This is a genomic window from Caulobacter sp. X (assembly GCF_002742635.1).
Classification (GTDB): Bacteria; Pseudomonadota; Alphaproteobacteria; order Caulobacterales; family Caulobacteraceae; genus Caulobacter.
This window is the reverse complement of sequence record NZ_PEGF01000002.1, coordinates 236141-259266: the sequence shown is the minus strand read 5'-3', so window position 1 is coordinate 259266 and position 23126 is coordinate 236141. Positions and strand designations below refer to the sequence as shown.

Below are 23126 nucleotides of genomic sequence, written 5' to 3'. Positions count from 1 at the left end.
CGCCAGTCGCTTCACCCGGCATGTCCTCCCGTCCCTTTCTTCCCGTGCTCGCGACGGCCGCGCTTGTGGCTCCGGGCATGGCGTTCGCGACGCCGGTCACGCTCGCCGACAGCCTCAACCGTCTCGCCGCCGAGCGGAAGGTGGTGATCCTGTTCCCGCCGGACCTGGTGAAGGATCGCCCAGGTCGGACCACGCCTCGCTTTGTCTCCACGCATCGGGCCATCGAGATCCTGCTCGCCAGCGCTCCCGCCGTCGGGCGCGAAGTCCGCCGCGGCGTCTTCGTGGTCGAGCGAGCCCCCGCCAGCGCCGTCGTCCCGCCTGCGTCGGCGCCGTCGGTCGCGTCGGACGATGTCGTCTTGGACTCGGTCACGGTGACCGCCGCCTACGCCGCCAGCCTCGATCGCTCCCTGACCCTCAAGCGCGCGGCGGGCTACGGCCTGGACGCGGTCAGCGCCGAGGATATCGCGCGGCTGCCGGCCGCGAACGCTGCGGAGGCGCTGCAACTGGCGCCCGGCGTCAGTCTTGAGCGGCATCGGGGCGTGGGTCTCTATGTCAGCGTTCGGGGGTTGGGGCCTCAGTTCCAAAACGTGCTGCTGAACGGCCGCCCGATCGCCATGAACGATCTCGTGGAGAACGGCGGCTTCCGCGGCCGCCAGTTCCGCTTCGAGATGCTGCCCGCCGACGTCATCGACCAGATCGAGGTCGCCAAGACCACCACCGCCGACATGACCGAAGGCGCATTGGGCGGCAACATCGATGTGAGGACCTTCAAGCCGCTGGATCGCGGCCGTCGCTCGGTGGTGTCGGCGCGCGCGTCGCAGGGTCAGGCCGGCAAGACCGACCCCTCGCTCTCCGGCGTATGGAGCTGGGTGGACGATAGCGGGCGCCTCGGCCTGCTGGCGGGCGGGGTGGTTGAGCGGCGGCGAATTCGCAACGACCGCCTCTATCAGATCGGTTGGAACCTGAACCGCTTCGCCGCGACGCTGGGACCGGGTCTCTACACCCCAACCCGCACGCGGCCGACGATCGAGCTTGAGGACCGTCGCATGGCGTCGGGTGACCTCACCCTGCAGTGGCGGCCATCGCCCCATTGGCGACTGGATGTCGATCTGCTGGCGACGCGGCTGGACGCCCATTACCAGGAGTACGGTCTGGATATTTATACGGACGACGCCTCGATCTCCAATCCGCGCTTCGTGGCGGGCAGCCAGGCGATCAAGGGCGACACCGTGCAGGCCGGGGTCATCGAGGACGTCCGCTGGATGGCCTCGCAGGAAACCAGCCTGAACCGGCATGACCTGTTCGCCCTGGGCGTCCATGAACAGTGGACCGGCGACCGATGGACGATCGACGCCGACTACGCCTTCTCTCGGGCCCGCAGCTATCACCCGGACGGGCACGGCACGATCCGCGCGCGCGTCGCCTTCTACGCGCCGCTGGAATACGACTTTCGGCACGGGCTGAGCGGCGGCCCGACGCTGCGCACCACGCGCGACTACGCCGACCCCGCCAGCTTCGTCGGCCAGACCTTCGACTACACCTGGAAAGACTCGCGCGACACCGACCAGCTCTACCGGCTGGACGCGCGGCGAGACCTGGCGGCGGGCGGGCTCTCGTTCGGCGTCGAGGCGCACATCCGCAAGCGCGACTACCGCCGGCGCGACTGGAACCTGGACGCCTTGGTGGGCGTCCCGCTGATCAGTCTGGGCGCGCGGGCCTACGGTCTGACGCCCTTTGATGATTTCCTGAGCGGGACCTCCGCCGACCTGCCGCGCCGGTGGGTGGCTCCAGACACCCAGGTCTTCTACGATCGGCTCTACACGCCAGCGATCGCGGCCCAGTCGCCGTCGCTCGCGGATCGACGCAATTCGTTCGTCGTGCGCGAAGCGATCCGCTCGGCCTATGCGCGCTACAATTTCGCGACCGCCCTTCTGGGCCGGCCGGTCAGCGGAGACATCGGCCTTCGCTACGCGGACACCCATCAGACGTCGGTCGGCGTGATCTCCAGCGGCGACGATCCGCTGCCGGCCCAATGGCGCAAGGACTACGGAAACTGGCTGCCCAGCGCGAACCTGCGCGTGGATCTGAGCGCCAACCTCCTGCTGCGCTTGGCGGCCTCGCGCGTGATCAGCCGACCCAATGTCATCGACAGCGCGCCGCGCATCACCCTGGCCCGCGACACGCCGACCGCCAATGGCGGCAATCCCGAGCTCGCGCCGTTTCTCGCGACCCAGACGGATGTCTCGCTGGAGGCCTACTTTCCAGGCGGCGGGGCGATCAGCCTGGCCGCGTTCGACCGACGCCTGGACAACTACATCACCGCCCAGAACACCTTCATCGAGGCGCCGGGCCGCGGTCAGATCCTGCTCTCGACCAACGTCAATGGCGGTGAAGCCCGGCTGCAGGGCCTGGAAGCGACCTTCAGCCGAGTTTTCCGGGAGCTGCCGGCGCCGTTCGACGGCCTCGGCGTCCAGGGCGCGGCGACGCTGGTGCGCAGCCAGGCCAACTACTTCGCCGGCGATCGCGTCATCCGCAACGCGCTGCTGGGCCTGTCGCGCTCCAGCTGGAGCGCCGTCGTTTTCTACGAGAAGGGCCGCGGCTCGGTGCGGCTCGGCTACAACTGGCGCGGCGCCTACCTCACCTCGATCGGCAGTTCGATCACCGCGCCCGCGACCACGGCGGCGTTCGGATCGCTCGACGGCGCGGCCTCATGGCGAGTGAACCCGCGCGCCACGCTTTCCCTGGAGGGCGTCAACCTCACCGACGCCCGCCGATACGTCTATGGCGAAAGCCGGGACCAGCCGATGGAGATCCATCACTGGGGCCGGTACCTGTCCGCGAGGATGAGATGGGCGTTCTGACCTTCCCCGGCGCGAGCGTCGGCGTCGATCCCCCCGATGGGCCCAGCGGACCCGCGTCGGCCAACCCGCCGCTTGAGGCGCCGCGCTTCGAAGCGCTGGTGTCACGCTACCGTCGTCCGCTGCTGCGCTTCTTCCAGCGCCGGTCGATCGGTGTCGAAGACGCCGAGGACCTGACGCAGGAGGTCTTCATGCGGCTGTCGCAGCGGTTCTCGCGCCTGCACTGGGGCAATCCGGACGGGCTTGTGTTCACGGTGGCCTCGAACGCCTTGATCGACCACGAGCGGCGCCAACGCTCTCGTCGACGTGAGCGCCATGTCGAGGTCGACCCCGCCCTCCCCGCCGACGAACCTACCGCCGAGGCCGCTCTGGCGGGACGCCAGAGACTGGCCAAGCTGGTGGCGGCCCTGGACCAGCTGCACCCCAACGCCCGCGCCGTCTTCGTGCTGTGCCGCTTCGAGAACCTGACCCAGGCCGAAGCGGCGGCGCGCCTGAACCTGTCGCTGAGCGCCGTCGAGAAGCACATGATGAACGCCCTGGCGCGCCTGCGCGACGCCCTAGAGACCGCGCATGACGCCTGAAGAAAATCTAGACGCCCGCCGGCTGATGGCGGCCAGCCTGACCCGTCCCTTGACCGCTGACGAACAGGCCCTGCTGGACGCCTGGTCAGCCTCGTCGGCCGAAGCGCGCGAGGAGATCGCCCGCACCCGTGAAGTCTGGTTGGCCATGGGCCTCGCCGCCGCCGACCCCGCCGTTCGCGCTATGCGGCAAAAGGCTCGCCGTCAGGCTCGGCTGAGTCCGCCGCCAGGGAGGGATAGGCGTCCGCTGGTGGCGGGCCTGAGCCTGCTGGCGGCGGCGCTCGTCGTCGGCGTGGCGATCACGCCTCGGCCTCGCATTCAGACCTATGAGGCGCCCGCGCACGCCTCGGCTCGCCTGACCCTGGCCGACGGCAGCCGTGTGGCGCTGAGCCCCGGCGGCCGCTTGACGACGCGCTTCGCAGGCCATGCCCGCGACGTCTCGTTGGACGCCGGAGACGCCTTCTTCGAGGTGGCCCACGACAAGACGCGACCGTTCGAGGTGGCCGTGTCGGGACGGACCCTGACGGTGCTGGGCACCCGGTTCAACGTGGCCGCGGGTGACCGTCTGACGGTGTCCTTGGTCGAAGGCTCGCTGCGCGTCACCCAGCCGGGGGCGGCGGGCGTGCTGCTTCGTCCCGGCGAGCGCTATGTGGAAAGGGCGCAGGTCGGCGGCGTCGTCGAGGCTGGAGACGTGGAGGCTGATGCGGCGTGGACCGACGGCCGGGTGGTCTTGGCCGACGCCAGTCTCGGTCAGGCGGCCGAGCGGCTGTCGCGAGCCTCGGGGCGCGGGGTCCGGTTGACCGATCCCTCGCTAGCGCGCCTGCGCCTTTCGGGCTCGCTGGACATCCGCCGGATGGATGACGTCGGCGCGGCGCTGGAGGCGCTGCTGCCGGTGCGGGCGCGCGTCACGAAGGATGGCGACCTCGTCGTCTCGCCAGCTCCGCGATCCTCCTGACACGGATAAAATTTATAGTTTTCAACAGGATCGTCGCAAATATTTCACCCAGAGCGGACTGAGGGGCCGCGCTCACCCCTCCGTTCTTCTGCGCTGACCCGCCTGCCGGCGGGCCCACCAGAGATCGGGGGATACCATGTCCAGCTCGAAATTCCCGTCCGCGCCCTGCGCGGGCGCCGTCGCCATTCTCGCTTTCGCCGCCCTGGGCGCGGGCCAGGCGCAAGCCGCGGACACGACCGCCGCCGCGCCGGCCGCCGAACCCGCGGATGCGGTCGAAGCCATCGTCATCACCTCGTACGGCAAGAGCCTGCAGGCCGCCGCGGCGCTGAAGCGCTCGGCCGACTACGGCCTGGACGCCGTCAACGCCGAGGACATCGGCAAGTTTCCGACGCGCAACGCCGCCGAGGCGCTGCAGCTGGTCACCGGCGTGACCATCGACCGCCAGCGCGGCGCCGGCCTCTACGTCAGCGTCCGCGGCCTGGGCCCGCAGTTCCAGTACACCGAGCTCAACGGCCGCTCGATCGCCGTCAACGACCTGATCGAGAACGGCGGCGCGCGCGGCCGCCAATTCCGCTTCGAGGTGCTGCCCGCCGAACTGATCTCGCAGATCGAGGTCGTGAAGACCCCGACCGCCGACATGGACGAAGGCGCCTTGGGCGGCAACATCAACATCAAGACCTTCAAGCCGTTCGACCTGGGCAAGAAGGCCGCCTTCTCGGTGCGCGAGACCTACAACGACGTCCGCAAGAAAGCCGACCCGTCGGCCTCGGGCCTGGTCAGCTGGACCAACGAGGCCAAGACCCTCGGCCTGCTGGCCTCGGGCCTCTACGACGAGCGCCACGTCCGCAACGACCGCCTCTACATGGTTGGCTGGAACCTCGATAAGTTCAAATCGGTGCTCGGCTCGGGCCTCTACACCCCGACCCGCACCCGCCCGACGATCGAAACCGAGCACCGCAAGCTCTATTCGGGCGCTGTCTCGGGCCAGTGGAAGCCGAATGGCGACTTCCAGACCGACGTCGACGTCATGGTCACGCGCCTGGACGTCGACTACGACGAGTTCGGCCTCGACATCTATCCGGACGACACCACCTTCGCCGTCCCGACCTTCGTGGCCGGCTCGCAGAAGGTGGTCGGCGACACCGTGGTCGGCGGCACGATCAACAACGTGCGCTGGATGGCCTCGCGCGAGACCAGCCTGAACCGCCACGACCTAGCGATCTTCGGGATCAAGCAGGCCTGGACGCCGGGCGCCTGGACGTTCAACGCCGAGTACGGCTATTCGCGCGCCCGCAGCTATCACCCCGACGGCAAGGCCACGACGCGCGACCGCATCGCCTTCTTCGCCCCGCTGACCTACGACTTCTCGCGCGGCTACAAGGCGATCCCGCAGCTGACGACGACGGTCGACTACACCAACCCCGCCAACTATGTCGGTCAGGCCTTCGACTACACCTGGAAGGATTCGCGCGACACCGACGAGACCTTCCGCCTGGACGGGTCGCGGGTGTTCTCGGGCTGGTTCACCAAGGTCGCGTTCGGCGTCGAGCAGCACAACCTCAACCGCACCTATCTGCGCCGCGACTGGGTGCTGAACGACATCCTGAACGTGCCGCTGACGACCCTGGGCGCCAGCTTCTATCAGACCATGCCCTATTCGGGCTTCCTGTCCGACCTCTCGGGCGCCTCGCCGCGCACCTGGGTCTCGCCGACCAGCGACGCCTACTACAAGAAGATGTTCACGGCGGCGGTCGCGGCCCAGCCGTGGTCGAACGCGGACCTGCGCAACACCTTCATCGTCGACCAGAAGATCCACAGCGCCTATGTCCGCGGCGACTTCAAGTTCGACCTGGGCGGCGTGCCGGTCAGCGGCAACGCGGGCGTCCGCTACGCCGAGACCAAGCAGCTGGCCAGCGGCACGCTGATCAGCGGCTCGACCCCGCTGCCGGTCGCCTATCTGAAGGAATACAAGAACTGGCTGCCCAGCCTGAACATCAAGGCCGAGCTGCGTGACGACCTGATCGCCCGCTTCGCAGCCTCGCGGGTGGTCAATCGTCCGAACGTGACCGACAGCGCCCCGCGCATCACCGTCTCACGCGACTCGCCGACGGCCTCGGGCGGCAATCCGGATCTGGATCCGTTCCTGGCCGACCAGTACGACGCCTCGCTGGAGTGGTACCCCGCCCCGACGACGGCCGTGACCGGCGCGGTCTTCGTCAAGACGATGGACAACTACATCACCGCCCAGAACACCACGATCCAGGTGCCGGGCCGCGGCGACGTACTGCTGTCCAGCAACGTCAATGGCGGCGACGCCAAGGTCACGGGCTTCGAGGCGGCCTACAATCAGTCGCTGAACTTCCTGCCGGCGCCGTTCGACGGCTTCGGCGTGCAGGCGTCGGTGACGCTGGTCGACAGCAAGGCGAACTACTTCGCCGGCAACCGTCAGATCAAGGACGACCTCGTGGGCCTGTCCAAGCGTAGCTACAACCTGGTCGGCTACTACGAGAAGGGCCTGATCAGCGCCCGCCTCGGCTGGTTCTGGCGTTCGCGCTATCTGTCGTCGATCGGCAGCACCACCCAGGCCCAGGCCTATATCGACGCCTATGGCTCGCTGGACGGCTCGCTCTCCTACCAGATCACCCCGCAGTACGCGGTGACCCTGGAAGGTTCGAACCTGACCGACGAGATCCGCTACGTCTACGGCAAGTCCAAGGACCAGCCGATGGAGATCTATCACTGGGGCCGCACGGTCTCGCTGACCCTCCGCGGCAAGTTCTAACCCCCCCTTCCCCCTGAACGCCCTCGACATCGCGAGGACGTCGCCTTGCGCGGACCGGCCATCGGCTGGTCCGCGTTTTTTTGTGGCGAGAGGGGCGGGCGGGCGCCGGGCCCGCCCGCCGGACTGGATCAGAAGCGCTTGCGGACCTGGAAGCCGGCCGTGCGCGGACTGATGCTGACGACTTGCTTGGGGTTGTTGACCGCGGACGTCACGCTCATCAGCCCGACCTCGTCCGTCACGTTGTTGACGAAGACATAGGCGCCCCAGTCAGAGCCTTCGACGCCGGCGCGCACGTTGGCGTAGCCGTAGTCGCCTTGCTTCTCGTAGTAGACATAGGTCGGACGGAACTGCGAGGCGGACTCGCCGACATAGGCGTAGTCGGCGCGCACCAGACCGTTCAGGTCGCCCTTGAGGGGCCAGGTGTATTCGACCGAGGCCGAGCCGCTGTACTTGGCCACGTTCGGGAACTCGTCGCCGCGCAGGCCGGTGGAGCCGGTGATCAGGATGGTGGAGTTGGCCTGATCCTCGGTCAGCTTGGCGTCAACGACGGCGGCGGTGCCGCTGATCGTCAGGCCGGCGATCGGACGGGCCGTGGCCTCGATCTCGAAGCCCTTGATCTTGGCCTTGCCAGCGTTGGTCAGGTAGCTGAAGGCGCCGTTGGCGCTGGTGGCCGAGATCTGCATGTTCGACCAGTCGATCTGATAGACCGCCGCGTTCAGCGTCAGGCGACGATCGAACCACTGGCTCTTGACGCCCCCTTCGTAGTTCCAAAGGCTGTCGGGCTGATAGGCCAGAAGCGCGCTGGCCAGGCCCGGCACGTTGTTGGCGCCGCCCGGACGGAAGCCCTTGGCCGCCACGGCGTAGACCATGACGTCCGACGTGACCTGATACGAGGCGTTCAGCTTGCTGACCCAGCCATCGGCGCTGGCGTCGACCTGGGCGGCGGGGCCGACGTAGGACTGGGTGATGAAGTTGCTGATCAGGACCTGGCCCGAGACCGTCTTGTCGTACTTGAAGCGGCGCAGGCCGCCGGTCAGGGTCAGCTTCTCGATGGGCTTGTAGGAGACCTCGCCGAAGAAGGCGGTCTGCTTGGTCTCGGTGCCGACGTGGCGCCAGGCGGTCAGGTCGTTGGGGTTGATGATCCCCGTGGCGGCGTCGCCCTTGGCGACCTTGCTCTCGATGTAGTCGTCGCGCTTTTCAAGATAGACGCCGGCAGTCCAGTCGACCTTGTCGTCGAACAGCGAGCCGTTCGCGCGCAGTTCGTGGTTCCACGAGGTCAGGCCCATCGGCTGATAGAGCGCGCCCGGGATCCGGCTGTCGGCATAGGCGGTATAGGCGGTCAGCTGGGCCGAGGTGCAGGCCGGATTGGTCGAGCCCGTCGGGGCCGGTCCGCCGGCGACCCAGTTACGGCACGAGGTGGCGTTGGCGCGGCTGCCGGACAGCGTCGGGCTGTAGTCCGAATTCCGCAGCAGGGTCCACTTGTAATAGGACGACGTGGCCGTGACGGTGGCGAAGTCCAGGTCCCACTTGCCGGTCACGTTGTAGAGCCGCAGGTTGTCGCTGGTCGGAGCGATGACCCGAGCGTTGGTCTTGTGCTCCTCCTTGCCCAGGGCGGGGTACCAGGTGTTCTGACCGTCCAAGGTGGTCTTCTGGAACAGGCCGGTGGCGTTGATCGTCAGGTTGTCGGTGGGCGTGAAGCCCAGCATCAGGCGACCGCCGCTGGAGTGCTGGTCGTTGATGTCCTTCTTGTTCAGCACGACGTCGTCGACATAGCCGCCGCCCTCGGTCTTGTAGAGCACCAGGCGCGCGGCCAGCTTGTCCTCGATCAGCGGCACGTTGACCATGCCCTTGACCGAATAGCCGTTGCTGCCGCCCTTGACGCTCGAACCCTGGGCCTCGACGGCGCCGGCGTAGCGGCTGCTGTCGGGCTTGTTGAGGATCACCCGCAGGGTGCCGCCCATCGAACCGGAGCCATACAGCGTGCCCTGCGGCCCGCGCAGCACCTCGATGCGCTCGGCGTCGAACAGGTTGACGTCGGCGCTGGTCGAGCTGGCGTCGGCGGTCGTGCCGGCCGGGCCCGTCAGCGGGGTTTCGTCGTAGTAGAGGCCGACCGTGGCCTCGCCCGCGCTGCGCACGCCGCGCAGGGTCAGGCGGCGGCTGGTCGGCGAGTTGCCGTCGACCTGCAGGTTCGGCACGGTCCGGAAGTAGTCCTGGATGCCCGAGGCGCCGAGCGCCTGCAGCGACTTCTCGGTGACCGCGCTGACGCTGATCGGGGTGGTCTGGACCGTGGTCGAGCGCTTCAGCGCGGTGACGACGACCTCTTCGATCGTCGCGGCGTCGGACGCCTGCTGGGCGAACGCGTGGCCCGCCGCCAGGCTGCTCAGCGCGCTGGCGCCCAGGGCCAGGGCCCGAAGGCCTCGAAACTGCATCATTATTGAACCCCTCTTGTCGGTCCGCTCGAACGGCGGCCTGTAGGGTCAGACGCAAGCCCGAGAAGGTCCCTCACTCCCGGCGAGCAAAAAGATGGGTCAGAAGCGGCGCTCGAGCGACAGGCGCACGGTGCGGGGCGTGACGCCGAAGTACTCGATGGGCCCCGAGGTGTTGCGCGCGGCCGAGGCCCTGCCCGCGCGGTCCAGCAGGTTGTCGATCGACAGGTCGGCGCTCCAGGCGCGGTTTTCCAGGCCGGCGCTAACGCCGAACACCGCATAGCCGCCCATCTTCAGATAATCCGCGTTCCCGGCGTTGAAGGCCGAGCGGGCCAGCCCGGCGTAGTAGCCGTCGAACCGCAGCCGTCCCATCAGGCCCTCGCCCAGGGCCCAACGACGTTCGGCCGAAGCCGCGGTCGAAACCCTTGGAACGACAGGCAACCGATCGCCCTCCAGTCCCAGGCCGATGGCGCTGTTGGTCACCTGGTCGGCGGTCAGGCGCGCATCCGTCAGGGTGAGGCTGACCGCCAGGTCCCAGCCGGCGACCCTCTGGGCGGTCCCTTCCAGCTCAAGGCCCTGGATGCGCGCGGCCCCGATATTGGTCACGTAGTTGAAGGCGCGGTTCTGGGTCTGGGCCGCGTACTGCATGTCGCGCCAGCGCGCGCGGTAGAGCGCCAGGTTCAGCGAGACGCGGCGATCGGCGCTTTGGCCCTTCAGGCCCAGTTCGGCGTTGTCGAGCCGATCGGATCGGTAGACGGCCAGTGTTTCGGGCAGGCCCGGCACAACGTTCACGCCGCCAGGACGAAAGCCCTGTGAGATCTGGGCGTAGCCGAACAGGCCTGGCGCGATCTGACGGCTGGCCAGCGCCTTGAGGCTCCAGCCCCGCTCGTGGCTGCGAGCGTCGATCGCATAGTCCATCCAGGTGCCCGAGATCACATTGGCGACCTGCACCGCGCCCCGATCGCGCTTGACGTAGTCGAAGCGCCGCGCGCCGATCGTCAGTTCCGTGTCGGACGCGACGACGTAGGAGACCTCGCCGAAGACCGCGTGCTGGGTCAGGTGGTTCTCGATGTCCCGCCGCCCGATCATCACAGGCGGCTCGACGGGGGCGCCCGTCGCCGGATCCACGTGGCGGACCTGGCTGTCGATATAGTCCTCGCGGACCTCGCTGTAGGCGCCCAGGCTCCAGCGCAGGGGACCAGCGCCGACCGAGGCGGCGCGGACCTCGTGGATCTGGGCGGTCAGGTCCGCCGGCTGGTACAGGATCGCCGGATAGACGCTGTCGACATAGGCCGAATAGCGAGCCATCTGCTCGCCGCCGCACGCCGCCGTTATCGAGAACATCCGCATGCAGCCGGCGGCGTTGGTCCGCTCGCCCAGCAAGACGCCGCTGTAGTCGGAACGCCGCACCAGCTTCCAGCGATACCAGGACGAGACGGCGGTGAGGTCGACGGCGTCGCCGCGCCACTTCACGACGGCCGAGGTCAGATCGATATCCCCGTCGAAGGGCGCGCGTCCGGCGTGGACCGTGCGCCAGGGCCCGGCCGTATCGTTCCAGGCGGAGATGTCGCCGCGATGGCTGGACTGGTGCGCGCCCGACAGCAGGACCGACAGCCTCGGGCTCTTCTCCCAGAGCACGGCCAGCCGCGCCCCCCGGACATGCGAGCCATCGACGTTCGAGAGGCCCAGCCGGATATTGTCGATCACCCCGGGCTGGCGCTGATCATAGGCCGTCAGGCGCAGCGCCAAGGCGTCGGGGATCGCGACGGCGTTCAGCACCGCCGCGCCGCTGACGGCCTGCTCGCCGTGAGCGACGCTTGCGACCGCAGCCCCGACCGAGCCTGCATCGCCGCCGAGGTCGGGTCGCTTGAACAGGATGCGCAGGGCCCCGCCCATGGCGCCCGAGCCGTAGAGCGTACCCTGAGGACCCCGCAGCAGCTCGATCCGATCGACATCGACCAACGCCAGTTCCGGCGCCATGACCCCGGGATCGGCCGTGGTGCCAACCGGACCGGTCATGGGCGCTTCGTCGTAATAGAGGCCCGTCGTGGCCTCGCCCGCCCCGTAGACCCCGCGCAGCACCAGGCGCCGCCCGAACGCGGTGGAGATCAGCTTCAGCCCGGGCAGCATCGGCGCGGCCTGCTCGATGTTGGTCATGGCCATGCGCGCGAGCTGCTCGCCGTCGACCACCACCATGCTGAGCGGCGTCTGCTGGGCCAGGCTCGAGCGCTTCAACGCCGTGACGACCAAGCCGTCCAGATCGACCGGCGGAGCAACCGGCGAAGGGCGCGCCTCAGGCTCCTCCCGGGGCTTGGGCGCTGGCACCACCAGAAAGCTGCGTCCCTCGAGCCGAAAGGTCAGGCCCGTGCCGGCCAGCAGGCGGCTCAGAGCCTGCTCGGCGGTAAAGCTCCCGCTCAGCGGCGGGCTGCGCCGGCCCAGCGTGAGACTGGGCGAGAACAGGATTTCGCGATCGCTGCGCAGCGCCAGCTGGTTCAGGGCCTGGCTCAAGGGCTGGGCGGGCAGGTCGAAGCGGCGCGTGGCGTCGGATGGACGGCCCTGTCCCGCCAGACTCGCCGTGGGCGCGAAGGCTCCGACGGCCGCCGCGCAGAGCAGGGCCATGACGAGGCCGCGCCTATGCGACGCTCCCGACGCTCTGGACCTGAACAACAGCGACTCCCGACCTCCCCGGCGGCCTGGATCTCACGCCGCCGAGGGCGCGGACCATGCCTCATTTTGACGGGCCGCCACGTCAAAGTCCTTGACGCCCGCAGCCCAAGATCGCGCGCTGCACAGGCTTTAGGCAACAGGTCAAAGCTCGCGTGCGTTCGCGCTCATCGTCCGACGGCGCCTTGACAGGCGGGAAAGCAGGATTTCACCTAACCGCCATGTTGGGGCGGCAATCATGATCTGGGGCGTCAAAACGCCGAAGGCGTCGGGAGAGCCCGCGGCCCTCATCGACAGCGGCGCGCGCTTCATTCCGGCGCTGCGCGCCTTCTTTTCGCGGCGCGCTCCGGCCGCTGACGTCGAGGACCTGGTGCAGGAGGTCCTCCTGCGGATCCAGAAGCGCCAGCCGGCCCCCGCCGTGAACAACGTCGAGGGCTATCTGTTCGAGGTGGCGGCCAATGTCCTGATCGACCGCGGCCGCCGCGATCGCACCCGCCGCCGCTCCGATCACTGCGAACTGCAAGAAACGCATCACCCCGTTGATGAAATGTCTCCCGAGCGCGTCTTACAGGGACGCGAACAGGTGGCGCGGGTGATGGCGGCCTTGAATGCGCTGCCGGAACGCACGCGACGGGTTTTCATCCTCGTGCGCTTCGAGGAGATGAGCTACAAGCTCGTCGCCCAGCGCCTGGGTGTCTCCGTCAGCGCTGTCGAGAAACACGTTATGAAGGCGCTTCGGCACTTGCACGAACGCCTGCGGGACCAGGATGACGTCGACAACGTCGGAGCAAGAGAGACTAGAAGACCCGGCTAGCGTCGCCGCGACTTGGTTCGCGCGGCTGCAGGGCGGCGATGTCTCTCTCCAAGAACGACGCGACTTCCAGCGCTGGCTGAACGCCGACGCGCGGCATGCCGACGCCTGGAGCGCGGTCGGCGACACCTGGCATGGCCTTTCCGGCGTGGAAGACGATCCGGCCTTCGCGGCCCTGCGCGCCGACGCGTTGAGCGTCGACGCATCCCGGCCGCGTCTGTTGAACCGACGCAACCTGGGCTTGGCCGCGGCCAGTCTCGTGGTCGCCGCCGGGGCCGCGGCCTTCGGCTGGGGCCATCTCGCTGGCGACCATGGCGGCGCGGCCGCCTCCGACGAGCCCGTCTTCACCACGGCCGTGGGCGAGCGCTCGACGTTCCGCCTGGCCGACAATTCGGTGGTGACCCTCAGCACGGACTCCGCCGTCCGGGTCAACCACTGGGGTCGCGAGCGCCGGCTGACGCTGCTGAAAGGCCAGGCCTATTTCCAGGTCGCCAAGGACAAGACCCGCCCGTTCATCGTCACCGCGGGAGACAAGTCCGTCACCGCCGTCGGTACGGCCTTCGACGTGCGCCTGGAGCCCGGAAAGCTGTCGGTGACCCTGGTCGAGGGGCGCGTGCGGATCGCCGGGGCGTCGCCCAAGGGCCCGCGCCGGGTCGAGATGTCCGCCGGATCGCGCTTCGTGGCCGCCGACCCCGCCGACTGGACGATCGCCTCGGTCGACACGGCCAAGGAGTCGGCGTGGCTTCAAGGCCGCCTTGTCTTCGACGGCGAGCCCCTGTCGGCCGTGGTCGCCGAGATGAACCGCTTCTCGGACCGCAAGCTGGACGTCACCGACCCCGCCCTGGCGGCGACCCGGGTGAGCGGGGTCTTCAAGACCGGTCAGGTGGACGCGTTCGTCGCGGCGCTGCGCACCTACGGCCTGGTCGAGGTCGGCCGCAGCGACGCCCGACGGATCGAGCTGGTCCGCCCCGCGCACGGCGCCTGAACACCCGCGCAAGTTTTCTTGGGCCATGGGGTGAGGTCGCGGCCGCGTGCTGCGTCTTACCAGCTGACCGCCTCCGTTCCGTTGTCCGGCGGCGCGATCCTTCGCTTTCCCGGGGAAACGTTCCAATGAAGCTGTCCACCCTCAAGCTCGCGCTCCTGTCCGCCACGGTGGCGAGCGGGATCCTGGCGCCGCAGGCCTTCGCCAAGCCAGTCACCGACGCCGAGAAGGCCCAGATCCTCAAGCTCGTCGACGCCGACGCGGCCAATATCAAGGATGCGGCCTTGAAGATCTGGGGCTTCGCCGAGGTCGGCTATCAAGAGACCAAGAGCACGGCCGTGCTGCAGGATCAGCTGAAGGCCGCCGGCTTCGAGGTGAAGGCCGGCGTCGCGGGCGAACCGACCGCCTTCATCGCCAGCTACAAGAACGGCGCCGGTCCGGTCATCGCCATCCTGGCCGAGTTCGACGCCCTGCCGGGCCTCGCCCAGACCGCCGATCCGGTTCAAACCAGCATCCCCGGCCAGATCGCCGGTCACGGCTGCGGCCACAACCTCTTCGGCGCCGCCTCGGTCGGCGCGGCCGTCTCGCTGAAGGCCTGGATGGTCAAGAACAACATCAAGGGCGAACTGCGCGTCTACGGCACGCCTGCCGAGGAAGGCGGCTCGGGCAAGGTCTATTTCGTCCGCGACGGCCTCTTCAACGACGTCGACGTCACGCTGCACTGGCACCCGGCCAACAGCAACTCGGCCGTCCAGGGCGTGTCGATGGCCAATATCAGCGGCAAGTTCCGCTTCCACGGCGTCTCGGCCCACGCCGCCGGCGCGCCCGAAAAGGGTCGCTCGGCGCTCGACGGCGTCGAGGTCATGGACGTGGCGACCAACTTCCTGCGCGAGCACACGCCCGACAAGACTCGCATCCACTACGTGATCACCGCCGGCGGCACGGCCCCGAACGTCGTGCCCAACTTCGCCGAGGTCTATTACTACGTGCGCCATCCCGATCCGGCCGTGGTCAAGGATGTCTGGTCGCGGGTCGAGAAGGCCGCCGAAGGCGCGGCCATCGCCACCGGCACCAAGGTCGACAAGGAGATCACCGGCGGCGTCTACGCCCTGCTGCCGAACGACACCTTGGGCCGCGTGATGGACGCCAACCTGCGCAAGGTCGGCGGCATCACCTGGACGCCGGAAGAGATCGCTTTCGCCAAGACACTCCAGACTTCGCTGGTCAACCCGCCCTCGATCGACACGGTCAAGACGGTCGAGCCCTACAAGATCGAGCTGGAGGGCGGCGGCGGCTCGACGGACGTGGCGGACATCAGCTGGGTCACGCCGACCGTGGGCCTGGGCACGGCGACGTTTGTGCCCGGCTCGGCTGGTCACAGCTGGCAGAATGTCGCCGCCGCCGGCTCTTCGATCGGCGTGAAGGGCGCGGTCAACGCCGCCAAGACCCTGGCCCTGACGGGCGCGGATCTCTTCGCCAACCCGGACATCGTCAAGAAGGCCAAGGCGGAGCTCGACCAACGTCGCGGTCCGAACTTCACCTACAAGGCCATGCTCGGCGATCGCCCGCCGGCCCTTGACTATCGCAAGCCCGCCTCGGCGGCGCGCGAATAGCGATCGCTCCCCCCAGCGATCGTTCGCGGCCGGCGTCCTCCCCCTTTGGGCGCCGGCCGTCTTCTCTTGCATTTTGGAGTTCCGCGTGGCCGAGACCGTCATCATCAGTCGCGAACGCTTCCAGACCCTCAAGGCCGCCCTCCCGGCGGTGACCCGTGAACATCTGACCAGCGTCTATGGCATCAGCGAAACCACCTGGACCAAGCTGCGTCGCGGCGAGCCCATCAAGCTCAACACCTGGCAGCGTATCCAGGCCCGCATCGCGCGCGTAGGCTCTAGAGCTTGAGGCCGCCTGCCGGCCTTGTCTTTGACGGGCTCTAAATGCGCGCCTTTACGGCTTTGGCGACGACCGGTGCGAGGGCGTCCGCGATGCGTTTGGCGCCATCGGCGTTGGGGTGGAGGCCATCCTTCTGCAAGAGGGCGGGATTGCCGCCGACGCCCGACAGAATATTGGCGTAGAGCGGCACGCTGAACTCGCGCGCCAGGCTCGGGTAGATCGCATTGAACTCGCGAGCATAGGCCGCGCCGATCGCCGGCGGCGCGGCGACGCCGACCAGCACCACGCCGACGCCGCGCGCCTTCAGCTTTTGGAGGATGCCCCGCAGATTGGCCTTGGTCTGGGCGGGATCGACGCCCTGCAACAGGTCATTGCCGCCGAGCGCCACCACGCAGACCCGGGTGTCGCCCGCGACGCTGAAGCCCACCCGCGCCAGACCGCCGCCGCTGGTGTCGCCCGACACGCCGGCCGCTCGGACGATGGCCGACACGCCCCGCTTGGTGAGCGCCGCCTGGAGCTGGGCCGGGAAGGCGTCCTTCGCTGAAAGGCCCAGACCCGCCGTGATGGAGTCGCCCAGGACCGTCACGATCGGCGCCTTGGGCGCCGCGGCGACCTGGGTCAGCAGGCCAAGGCCCAGCAAAAACCGGCGACGATTGGGAAAACGCTGTGCGATCGGGCTCATGCCTTCCTATGTAGTTCGCTTGCCGGCCGCACAAGGACCGGCCTCGCAGGAAGCCCATGATCGACGCCCCGCCCGCCGCGCCCCTGGTCCTCGACGCCGTCGCCCTGACCCTGCCGTCCGCCGCCGGACCGGTCGACATCCTCCGGGGCGTGAGCCTGACCGTGCAGTCCGGCGAGCGCGTGGCGATCGTGGGCCCCTCCGGCTCGGGCAAGTCGTCCTTGATCGCGGTCGGCGCCGGCCTCGAAGAACCCACCGGAGGAACGGTGAGCCTGTTCGGCGAGGATCTGGCCAGGCTGGACGAGGATGGTCGCGCCCGCCTGAGGCGCGGGCGGGCGGCGCTGGTCTTCCAGGCTTTCCATCTGCTGCCCAACATGACCGCCGAGGAAAACGTCGCCACCCCGCTGGAGATCGCCGGCGCCCGCGACGCCATCACCACCGCGCGAGACTGGCTGGGGCGCGTCGGACTGTCCGGGCGGCTCACCCACTATCCGCATCAGCTGTCCGGGGGCGAGCAGCAGCGCGTCGCCCTCGCCCGCGCCCTGGCGGCGCGGCCGGCCCTGCTGTTCGCTGACGAGCCCACCGGCAATCTCGACGGCGCCACCGCCGCCTCGGTCGCCGACTTGATGTTCAATCTCGTCGCCGAGGTTGGGGCCGCGCTGGTGATGGTCACCCACGATCCTGGCCTGGCGACCCGCGCCGACCGGATCGTGCGCATGGCCGACGGCAAGATCCAGGCCTGAGCGTGGCGTCCTTCCCCCTCCCGCTCGCCGTCCGCCTAGCCGCGCGCGAACTGCGCTCGGGCGTGCGCGGCTTTCGCATCTTCCTGGCCTGCCTGGCGCTGGGCGTCGCCGCGATCGCCGCCGCCGGCTCGACCGCCGAGGCCTTCCGGCAGGGACTGGCCAGCCAGGCCCGCGAGATCCTGGGCGGCGACCTGTCGTTCTCCATCGAGAACCGCGACTTCACCCGCGAGGAGCGATCCGCGATCGATCGCCTGGGCCAGACCACCTATTCCGCCGGCGCCCGCGCCATGGCGGAAGCGCCGATCGGAGACCGCCGCCTGGTCAGCCTGCGCGGGGTGGACGAACGCTTTCCGCTGGCCGGCGCGGTGAAGCTTGAAGGCGCGCCCAGCCTCGCTTCGGCGCTCGCGGACCGGGACGGTCTGCCCGGCGCCGCGGTCGAGCCAGCGCTCATGGATCGGCTGAACCTGAAGGTCGGCGACCGGTTCGAGGCCGGGACCCTGACCCTCGTCGTACGCGCCCGCCTGATCAGCGAGCCGGATGGTCTCTCGCGCGGCTTCGCCCTGGCGCCGCGCGTGCTGATCCGGTCGGACGTGCTGGACCGCTCGGGTCTGTTGGCGCCGGGCGGACTTTCGAGCCGCACCGTCCGGATCGCCCTGCCCCCCGGCCAGGATCCGCGCGCGGCCGGACAAGCGATCCAGAAGGCGTTCCCGGACGCGCATTTCAGGGTTCGCGACCGCCTGGACGCCGCGCCCGGCGCGCGCCGCCTGATCGACCAGCTGGAATACTTCCTCGGCTTCATCGGCCTGGCCTCGCTGGTCGCCGGCGGCCTGGGCGTCGCCGGCGCGGTCTCGGCCTATCTGTCGACCCGAGAGCCCGCGATCGCCGTCCTGAAGGCGCTGGGCGCCAAGAGCAGCCTGATCCGCGACCTCCACCTGATCCAGATCAGCGTCCTGGCGCTGCTGGGCGTGGCGATCGGCCTGGCGGTCGGCGCCGCCGCGCCATTGATCCTAGGTCAGATGGCTGGATCCAGCCTGCCCATCCCCGCGCTGTTCAAGGTCTATCCCTGGCCGCTGGCCAAGGCCGGGCTGTTCGGGCTCCTGGCGGCGGCGGCCTTTTCGCTGATTCCGCTGGCCAGAGCGCGGGCGACGCCGCCCTCGGCCCTGTTCCGCCGCGCGCCCAAGGCCCGTTTGCCCCTGGGCCTGGAGACGGCCGGCGCGGTCGGCGCGGGCCTGGGCCTCGCCGCGCTGGCCGTGGCCACGGCGCCGACGCCCATGGCCGCGGCGATCATGATCGCGGGCGTCGCCATCGCCTTCGGGCTGCTGGCGGCGCTGGGTCGCGGCGCGGCGTTGCTGGCGGAGCGAGTTCGCGGCCTGACGCGAGGGCCCGCCAAGCTGGGCCTCGCCAATCTGGCCGGACCCGGCTCGGCGGCCCATACCGCGAGCCCGGCCATTGGCCTGGGCGTCGCCCTGTTGTCCTGCGTGGTGCTGATCCAGTCGGCGCTGCTGGCCCAGGTCAGCGACGTCGCGCCGCGCACCGCGCCGGCGATGGTGTTCACCGAGATCCCCGCCGACCGCGCCGAAGCCTTCGATGGCGTCGTCGCCAGCGTGATGGGACCGCCAAGCCCCGAGACCTATCTGCGCATGCCGTTCGCCACCGGCCGGATCATCGCCGTGAAGGGCAAGCCGGTCGACCCGCAGACGGTCAAGCCATCCCAGCGCTGGGCCTTCGACAACGACATCACCCTCTCGCTGCTCGCCAAGGAACCCAAGGACGCCGGCGTGGTCGCCGGTCGGTGGTGGCGCGCGGACCATGTCGGCTCGCCCCAGGTCGCGATGAATGTCGAGGTGGCCGAAGCCGCCGGCTTGAAGGTCGGCGACACGATCACGGTCCTGATCCTGGGCCGCGAGATCGAGGCGCGCATCGCGGTGCTGCGCAAGGTCGATTTCGGCGGCTTTGGACCCAATTTCTCGCTGATCTTCGATCCCGCCACGCTGGACGGCGCCGACCTGCGCAGCGTCGCGATCGCCCGTCTTGGCCGGGAGCAGGAGGCCATCCTGACCCGCCGGTTGGGCGAACAGTTTCCGGGCGTCAACGTGATCAGCGTTCGCGAGCAGCTCGACGCCGCCGCCTCCCTGTTCGACCGGCTGGCGCTGGCGGTTCGCGGCGCGGCGGCGGTCGCGGGCCTGGCGGGCCTGCTGGTCCTGGCGGGGGCGATCGCCGCCGGCGCGCGGGCGCGAGCGCGTGAGGCGGCGACGCTCAAGGTCCTGGGCGCGACGCGATCGCAGATCCTCATCGCCTACGTCGTCGAATATGGCGCGGTCGGCCTGATCGCGGGGTCAGCCGGCGTGCTGCTCGGCTTCGCCGCCGCCTGGCCCGTCGTGGTCAAGGTGTTCGAGGCGCGCTGGAGCGTCGACTGGAGCGGCGTCCTGCTGCTCCTCGCCGGCGCCACCTCGCTGACGACCCTGGGCGGCCTGATCGCCGCGAGCCTGGCCCTGTCCCAGCGGCCCGCGCCCGTCCTGCGAGGCGACTAGCGCCAGGCGCCTACACCCATAGGCTCGAGGTGGGCGCGAATCCGCAAGCGCCGTCGCAGCACGACGCCCGCGCCTGGGATAGGAACTCCGGCTCGTGCCACCAGTACTCGGACGCGGCCTCGCAGACGAACCGCCGCCCTCCGACCAGGCTGGCCTGCTGGCCGGCGCCGGCGAACGGTCCGATCAGGTCGTCGACCGAGTAGACGGTCCCGTGCTTGATGACCTTGGACACCTTGGCGGCGTCCTCGATGCGGGCCAGCGGATCGCCGTCCACCAGCACCAGATCGGCATAGGCGCCGGGCGCGATCACGCCCAACGGCTCGTCCAGATATTCGCCCGAAGCGCTGGTCGCGGTGACCAGGGCCTCGAACGGCGTCATGCCAAAGCGCACCATCGCCCGCAGGTTCATGTGCAGGCTGAGGGCGTTGAAGTCGATCGGCGAGTCCGTGCCCGTCGTGATCCGGCCGCCGGCGCGAACCGTGCGCGCCACCTCCGCGACATTGCGCGAGAGCGAGGCCAGGATCACCGAACGGTCCATGGCCGCCATCTGCTTGGCCCGCTCCAGGAGACGCGCGTATTCCCAGGGCGGATAGAGGGCCTTCACGCGCGGGTCGTCGACTAGGGACCGGTCGTCTCCGAACAGGGCGGTCGAGGTGAACAGGGTCGGCGTGCGCGCCGCCTTGCTGGTCACGAAGGCGGCGTTGACGTCCTGATAGATGTTCCCCAGCGCGCTGACGGTGCGAGAGTAGCCGGTGCGACTGGTCGCCCCCAGGTGCTCCATGCCGTCCATGCCCAGGCCCAGGGCCGGATAGTGGTAGTGCGAGGTCAGCGGCAGGCCCTTGGCGTGCGCCCAGGCGATGACTTCCTTCTGCCGCTCGCCCGACAGGCGCACATAGGTCTTGATCAGGTCGTAGGACAGCGCCTCGGCGCGCCGCATCTCCAGCGCCATCTGGCCGGGCTCGGTCACCGGCCGCATGAAGTTGTAGAAGATCCGCGAACCATCAATCGCCTCGCCGGTGGCGTAGTAGCGAGGGCCGATCCGCTTGCCGGACTCGATCGCCTCCTGGTCCTCGACCGTGTGGTAGGCGGGGCCGCCGGGCGACCGCGTGGTGGTGACCCCCAGCGACAGCCACAGCCGTCCCTCGCGATCGCCGTAGCCATAGCCCTGCATCTGCCGGTGGGTGTGCATGTCGATCAGGCCCGGCATCACCGTGCCGGTCGGCGCCTCGACCACCGTGACGTCGCTGGCGACCGCGCCGCGCGGCGCAACCCCGGCGATACGACCGCCCGAGATCAGGACATCGACATCCTTGCGCGCTGTGGGCGACTTGCCGTCCCACAGCCTGGCGGCGCGGACGACAATCCGCTCCTTCGGGCGAACGCCGGCCCAGGTCAGGCCGTGCGGCACGGCTCGCGGCGCGCCGCCCGTGGCGGAGATCAGCTTCAGCTGGCCGGCCGAGATATAGATCAGGCTCTTGCCGTCGCCGCTCCAACTGACGGCGTCCGTGACCTCGTCATTCAGCGCTTTCGGCGCTCCAAGGAGCTTGCCGCTATCGTCCACGGGCGAGATGTGCAGGCGGCTGGCGAAGACATAGGCCAAACTCTTGCCGTCCGGCGACCAGACGGGACCGTCGTCGCCGCGCGTGCCTAGCGAGCGGTCGGGCGCGATCGGCTGGTAGGTTCCATTGCCGCTCGCCACGTCCACCGTGAGGATCTCGCTGAGCCCCTCGCGGAAGCGCGCCGAATAGGGCTTGAAGGCCGCATAGGCGATCGTCTTGTCGCCCGGCCCCCAGGTCGGCTTGCCCGGCTCCCAGAGGTCGCCATAGACCCGGCGCGTCTCGCCCGTGGCCGCGTCGGCGACGAAGAGCCCGCCGTTCTGGCTGAGGAAGGCGATCGACTTGCCGTCGCGGGACCAGGCGCTGGACACCGCCGCGCCGTCGAAATGGGTGAGTTGGCGGCTGTCGCCGGTCGCCATGTCCCGCAGCCAGATGTCCAGCGTGCCGCCCTTGTCGGTCGAATAGGCCAGCGTCTGGCCGTCCGGCGACCAAGCCGGGTCCACCTTGTAGAACGTGTCCTTGATCAGCGGCTTGGCCGGCCCGCCGCCGATGTCGAGCAGATAGAGGTCGTTCAGCGCTCGGAACACGACCTGACGTCCATCTGGCGACAGGGCGGGGCTCCCGATCCCGACCACCGGTCGGGTCTTGGCTGACAGGAAGTCGCGGCTCTTCTTGGTGTAGCGCGGCGTCAGCACGGGGACGGTGGCGGCGAAGGCGACGCCTTTGACCTCGCCGCTGCGCTTGCGAAGTTTGATCTTGCCGTCGGCCGTGTAGAGCATCGCGCCGTCCGCCAGCCACGAGGGCCGGAAGGGAAAGACGTCCTCGCCCGCGACGATAACAGTGGCCGCGTTCCGCAACTCCGCCTTGCCGCTCTCGATCGCCGTGAAGACCACGTCCCGGCCATCGGGCGTAAAGGCGGGGCTGGCCAGGGAAGCGGCGTTGAAGCGATCAGCGGACGCCTTGACCTTGGCGATGGTTCGGCGCGCGCCGTCCAGGCCCTGGACGTCGATGCGAACCTTGTCGACGGTGAAGGCGATGCTCTTGCCGTCCGGCGACCAGGACGGCTCGAATTCATCGCCGGGACCGGTGCTGAACGCGGTGATCGTCCCGCTGGCGACGTCCAGCAGATGCACGCCGTAGCGGCCGCCCCGATCGCTGGAGAAGGCGATGGTCTTGCCGTCCGGCGACCAGCGCGGTTCACGGCAATCAAAGAGCCCCCTGGTCAGTTGCTTCAGGCCGCGCCCATCGGCGCCGATGGTCCAGACATGAAAATTGCCGTCTCGATAGGACTGGAAGGCGATGGTCTCGCCGTCCGGCGACCAGTCCGGCTGGGCGATCTCGTAGATCTCCTCGGTCAGCCGCCTGGCGGTTCCGCCCTCGATCGGGACCAGCCAGAGCATGGCGTAGACATCGAACGCCACGGTCTTGCCGTCCGGCGAGACCGCAGCGCAGATGTTGGTGCCCTCCGTCGCCGTGACGGGCCGGCTGTCGGCCGCCAGAGGCTGTTCCGCGGCCTTGGCGCCCGGCGGCGTCAGCGCCGCGGCGCCCGAGACGGCGATCGCGCCGCCTCCGAGCGAAAACAGACGACGGCGACTGACGCCGCGCTTGGAGCTCTTAGTCATCGTCAACTCGCGAAAAAGAGGCCGGTCCGGGGGCTGCCGGACCGGCCAG

14 protein-coding genes are annotated in these 23126 nt (G+C 69.2%); 10 read left to right on the top strand and 4 right to left on the bottom strand.

What is annotated here, in order from left to right:
* Positions 1–77: 77 nt before the first annotated feature.
* The 4 genes from CSW60_RS13565 (at position 78) to CSW60_RS13550 (ending at position 7173) form a co-directional block, all read left to right on the top strand.
* Positions 78–2861 carry a TonB-dependent receptor gene (locus CSW60_RS13565; protein ID WP_236634281.1) on the top strand — a complete coding sequence of 928 codons (2784 nt, stop codon included), beginning with the start codon at positions 78–80 and terminating at the stop codon, positions 2859–2861.
* Positions 2849–3439 carry an RNA polymerase sigma factor gene (locus CSW60_RS13560; RefSeq protein ID WP_099537883.1) on the top strand — a complete coding sequence of 197 codons (591 nt, stop codon included), beginning with the start codon at positions 2849–2851 and terminating at the stop codon, positions 3437–3439. Before CSW60_RS13565 ends, CSW60_RS13560 begins: the two co-directional genes overlap by 13 nt.
* On the top strand, positions 3429–4391 hold the full coding sequence (locus tag CSW60_RS13555; protein WP_099537882.1) for a FecR family protein: 963 nt from the start codon (positions 3429–3431) through the stop codon (positions 4389–4391). The genes CSW60_RS13560 and CSW60_RS13555 overlap by 11 nt, the downstream gene beginning before the upstream one ends.
* 136 nt (positions 4392–4527) lie before the next feature.
* A complete protein-coding gene (locus CSW60_RS13550; protein WP_099537881.1) occupies positions 4528–7173 on the top strand; it encodes a TonB-dependent receptor in 2646 nt (881 codons plus the stop codon).
* Between the two features lie 128 nt (positions 7174–7301).
* Here the strand turns inward: CSW60_RS13550 and CSW60_RS13545 are convergent, their stop codons facing one another.
* The gene (locus tag CSW60_RS13545; RefSeq protein ID WP_236634280.1) at positions 7302–9605 is read right to left on the bottom strand and encodes a TonB-dependent receptor; all 2304 of its coding nucleotides are present in this window, start codon (positions 9603–9605) and stop codon (positions 7302–7304) included.
* Between the two features lie 96 nt (positions 9606–9701).
* A complete protein-coding gene (locus tag CSW60_RS13540; RefSeq protein ID WP_099537879.1) occupies positions 9702–12218 on the bottom strand; it encodes a TonB-dependent receptor in 2517 nt (838 codons plus the stop codon).
* A 283-nt stretch (positions 12219–12501) separates the two neighbouring features.
* Here CSW60_RS13540 and CSW60_RS13535 point away from each other — a divergent pair, with 283 nt between their 5' ends.
* The 4 genes from CSW60_RS13535 (at position 12502) to CSW60_RS13520 (ending at position 15955) form a co-directional block, all read left to right on the top strand.
* Positions 12502–13077, top strand: coding sequence for an RNA polymerase sigma factor (locus tag CSW60_RS13535; RefSeq protein ID WP_099537878.1), 576 nt, complete (start codon positions 12502–12504; stop codon positions 13075–13077).
* A complete protein-coding gene (locus tag CSW60_RS13530) occupies positions 13031–14059 on the top strand; it encodes a FecR domain-containing protein (RefSeq protein WP_099537877.1) in 1029 nt (342 codons plus the stop codon). Before CSW60_RS13535 ends, CSW60_RS13530 begins: the two co-directional genes overlap by 47 nt.
* Before the next feature lie 125 nt (positions 14060–14184).
* Positions 14185–15669: an amidohydrolase gene (locus CSW60_RS13525; protein WP_099537876.1), complete on the top strand. Its 1485-nt coding sequence runs from the start codon at positions 14185–14187 to the stop codon at positions 15667–15669.
* Between the two features lie 85 nt (positions 15670–15754).
* Entirely contained in the window at positions 15755–15955 is a 201-nt protein-coding gene (locus CSW60_RS13520) for a hypothetical protein (protein WP_099539123.1), read from the top strand.
* Between the two features lie 31 nt (positions 15956–15986).
* On the opposite strand, the gene CSW60_RS13515 is transcribed toward CSW60_RS13520, so the two are convergent.
* Positions 15987–16628 (bottom strand): arylesterase, encoded by a 642-nt coding sequence (locus tag CSW60_RS13515; RefSeq protein ID WP_099537875.1) that lies wholly within the window; start codon positions 16626–16628, stop codon positions 15987–15989.
* Between the two features lie 56 nt (positions 16629–16684).
* Here CSW60_RS13515 and CSW60_RS13510 point away from each other — a divergent pair, with 56 nt between their 5' ends.
* Positions 16685–17368 (top strand): ABC transporter ATP-binding protein, encoded by a 684-nt coding sequence (locus CSW60_RS13510; RefSeq protein ID WP_099537874.1) that lies wholly within the window; start codon positions 16685–16687, stop codon positions 17366–17368.
* 2 nt (positions 17369–17370) lie between these two features.
* Entirely contained in the window at positions 17371–19899 is a 2529-nt protein-coding gene (locus CSW60_RS13505; RefSeq protein WP_099537873.1) for an ABC transporter permease, read from the top strand.
* A gap of 10 nt (positions 19900–19909) precedes the next feature.
* On the opposite strand, the gene CSW60_RS13500 is transcribed toward CSW60_RS13505, so the two are convergent.
* Positions 19910–23077 carry an amidohydrolase family protein gene (locus tag CSW60_RS13500; protein WP_099537872.1) on the bottom strand — a complete coding sequence of 1056 codons (3168 nt, stop codon included), beginning with the start codon at positions 23075–23077 and terminating at the stop codon, positions 19910–19912.
* Positions 23078–23126: the final 49 nt, after the last annotated feature.

What these genes read in the sequence shown, in the direction of transcription:
- CSW60_RS13565 (WP_236634281.1), top strand. Translation starts at nt 78, where the DNA reads ATGGCGTTCGCGACGCCGGTCACGCTCGCCGACAGCCTCAACCGTCTC.
- CSW60_RS13560 (WP_099537883.1), top strand. Translation starts at nt 2,849, where the DNA reads ATGGGCGTTCTGACCTTCCCCGGCGCGAGCGTCGGCGTCGATCCCCCC.
- CSW60_RS13555 (WP_099537882.1), top strand. Translation starts at nt 3,429, where the DNA reads ATGACGCCTGAAGAAAATCTAGACGCCCGCCGGCTGATGGCGGCCAGC.
- CSW60_RS13550 (WP_099537881.1), top strand. Translation starts at nt 4,528, where the DNA reads ATGTCCAGCTCGAAATTCCCGTCCGCGCCCTGCGCGGGCGCCGTCGCC.
- CSW60_RS13545 (WP_236634280.1), bottom strand. Translation starts at nt 9,605, where the DNA reads ATGATGCAGTTTCGAGGCCTTCGGGCCCTGGCCCTGGGCGCCAGCGCG.
- CSW60_RS13540 (WP_099537879.1), bottom strand. Translation starts at nt 12,218, where the DNA reads ATGGCCCTGCTCTGCGCGGCGGCCGTCGGAGCCTTCGCGCCCACGGCG.
- CSW60_RS13535 (WP_099537878.1), top strand. Translation starts at nt 12,502, where the DNA reads ATGATCTGGGGCGTCAAAACGCCGAAGGCGTCGGGAGAGCCCGCGGCC.
- CSW60_RS13530 (WP_099537877.1), top strand. Translation starts at nt 13,031, where the DNA reads ATGACGTCGACAACGTCGGAGCAAGAGAGACTAGAAGACCCGGCTAGC.
- CSW60_RS13525 (WP_099537876.1), top strand. Translation starts at nt 14,185, where the DNA reads ATGAAGCTGTCCACCCTCAAGCTCGCGCTCCTGTCCGCCACGGTGGCG.
- CSW60_RS13515 (WP_099537875.1), bottom strand. Translation starts at nt 16,628, where the DNA reads ATGAGCCCGATCGCACAGCGTTTTCCCAATCGTCGCCGGTTTTTGCTG.
- CSW60_RS13510 (WP_099537874.1), top strand. Translation starts at nt 16,685, where the DNA reads ATGATCGACGCCCCGCCCGCCGCGCCCCTGGTCCTCGACGCCGTCGCC.
- CSW60_RS13500 (WP_099537872.1), bottom strand. Translation starts at nt 23,077, where the DNA reads ATGACTAAGAGCTCCAAGCGCGGCGTCAGTCGCCGTCGTCTGTTTTCG.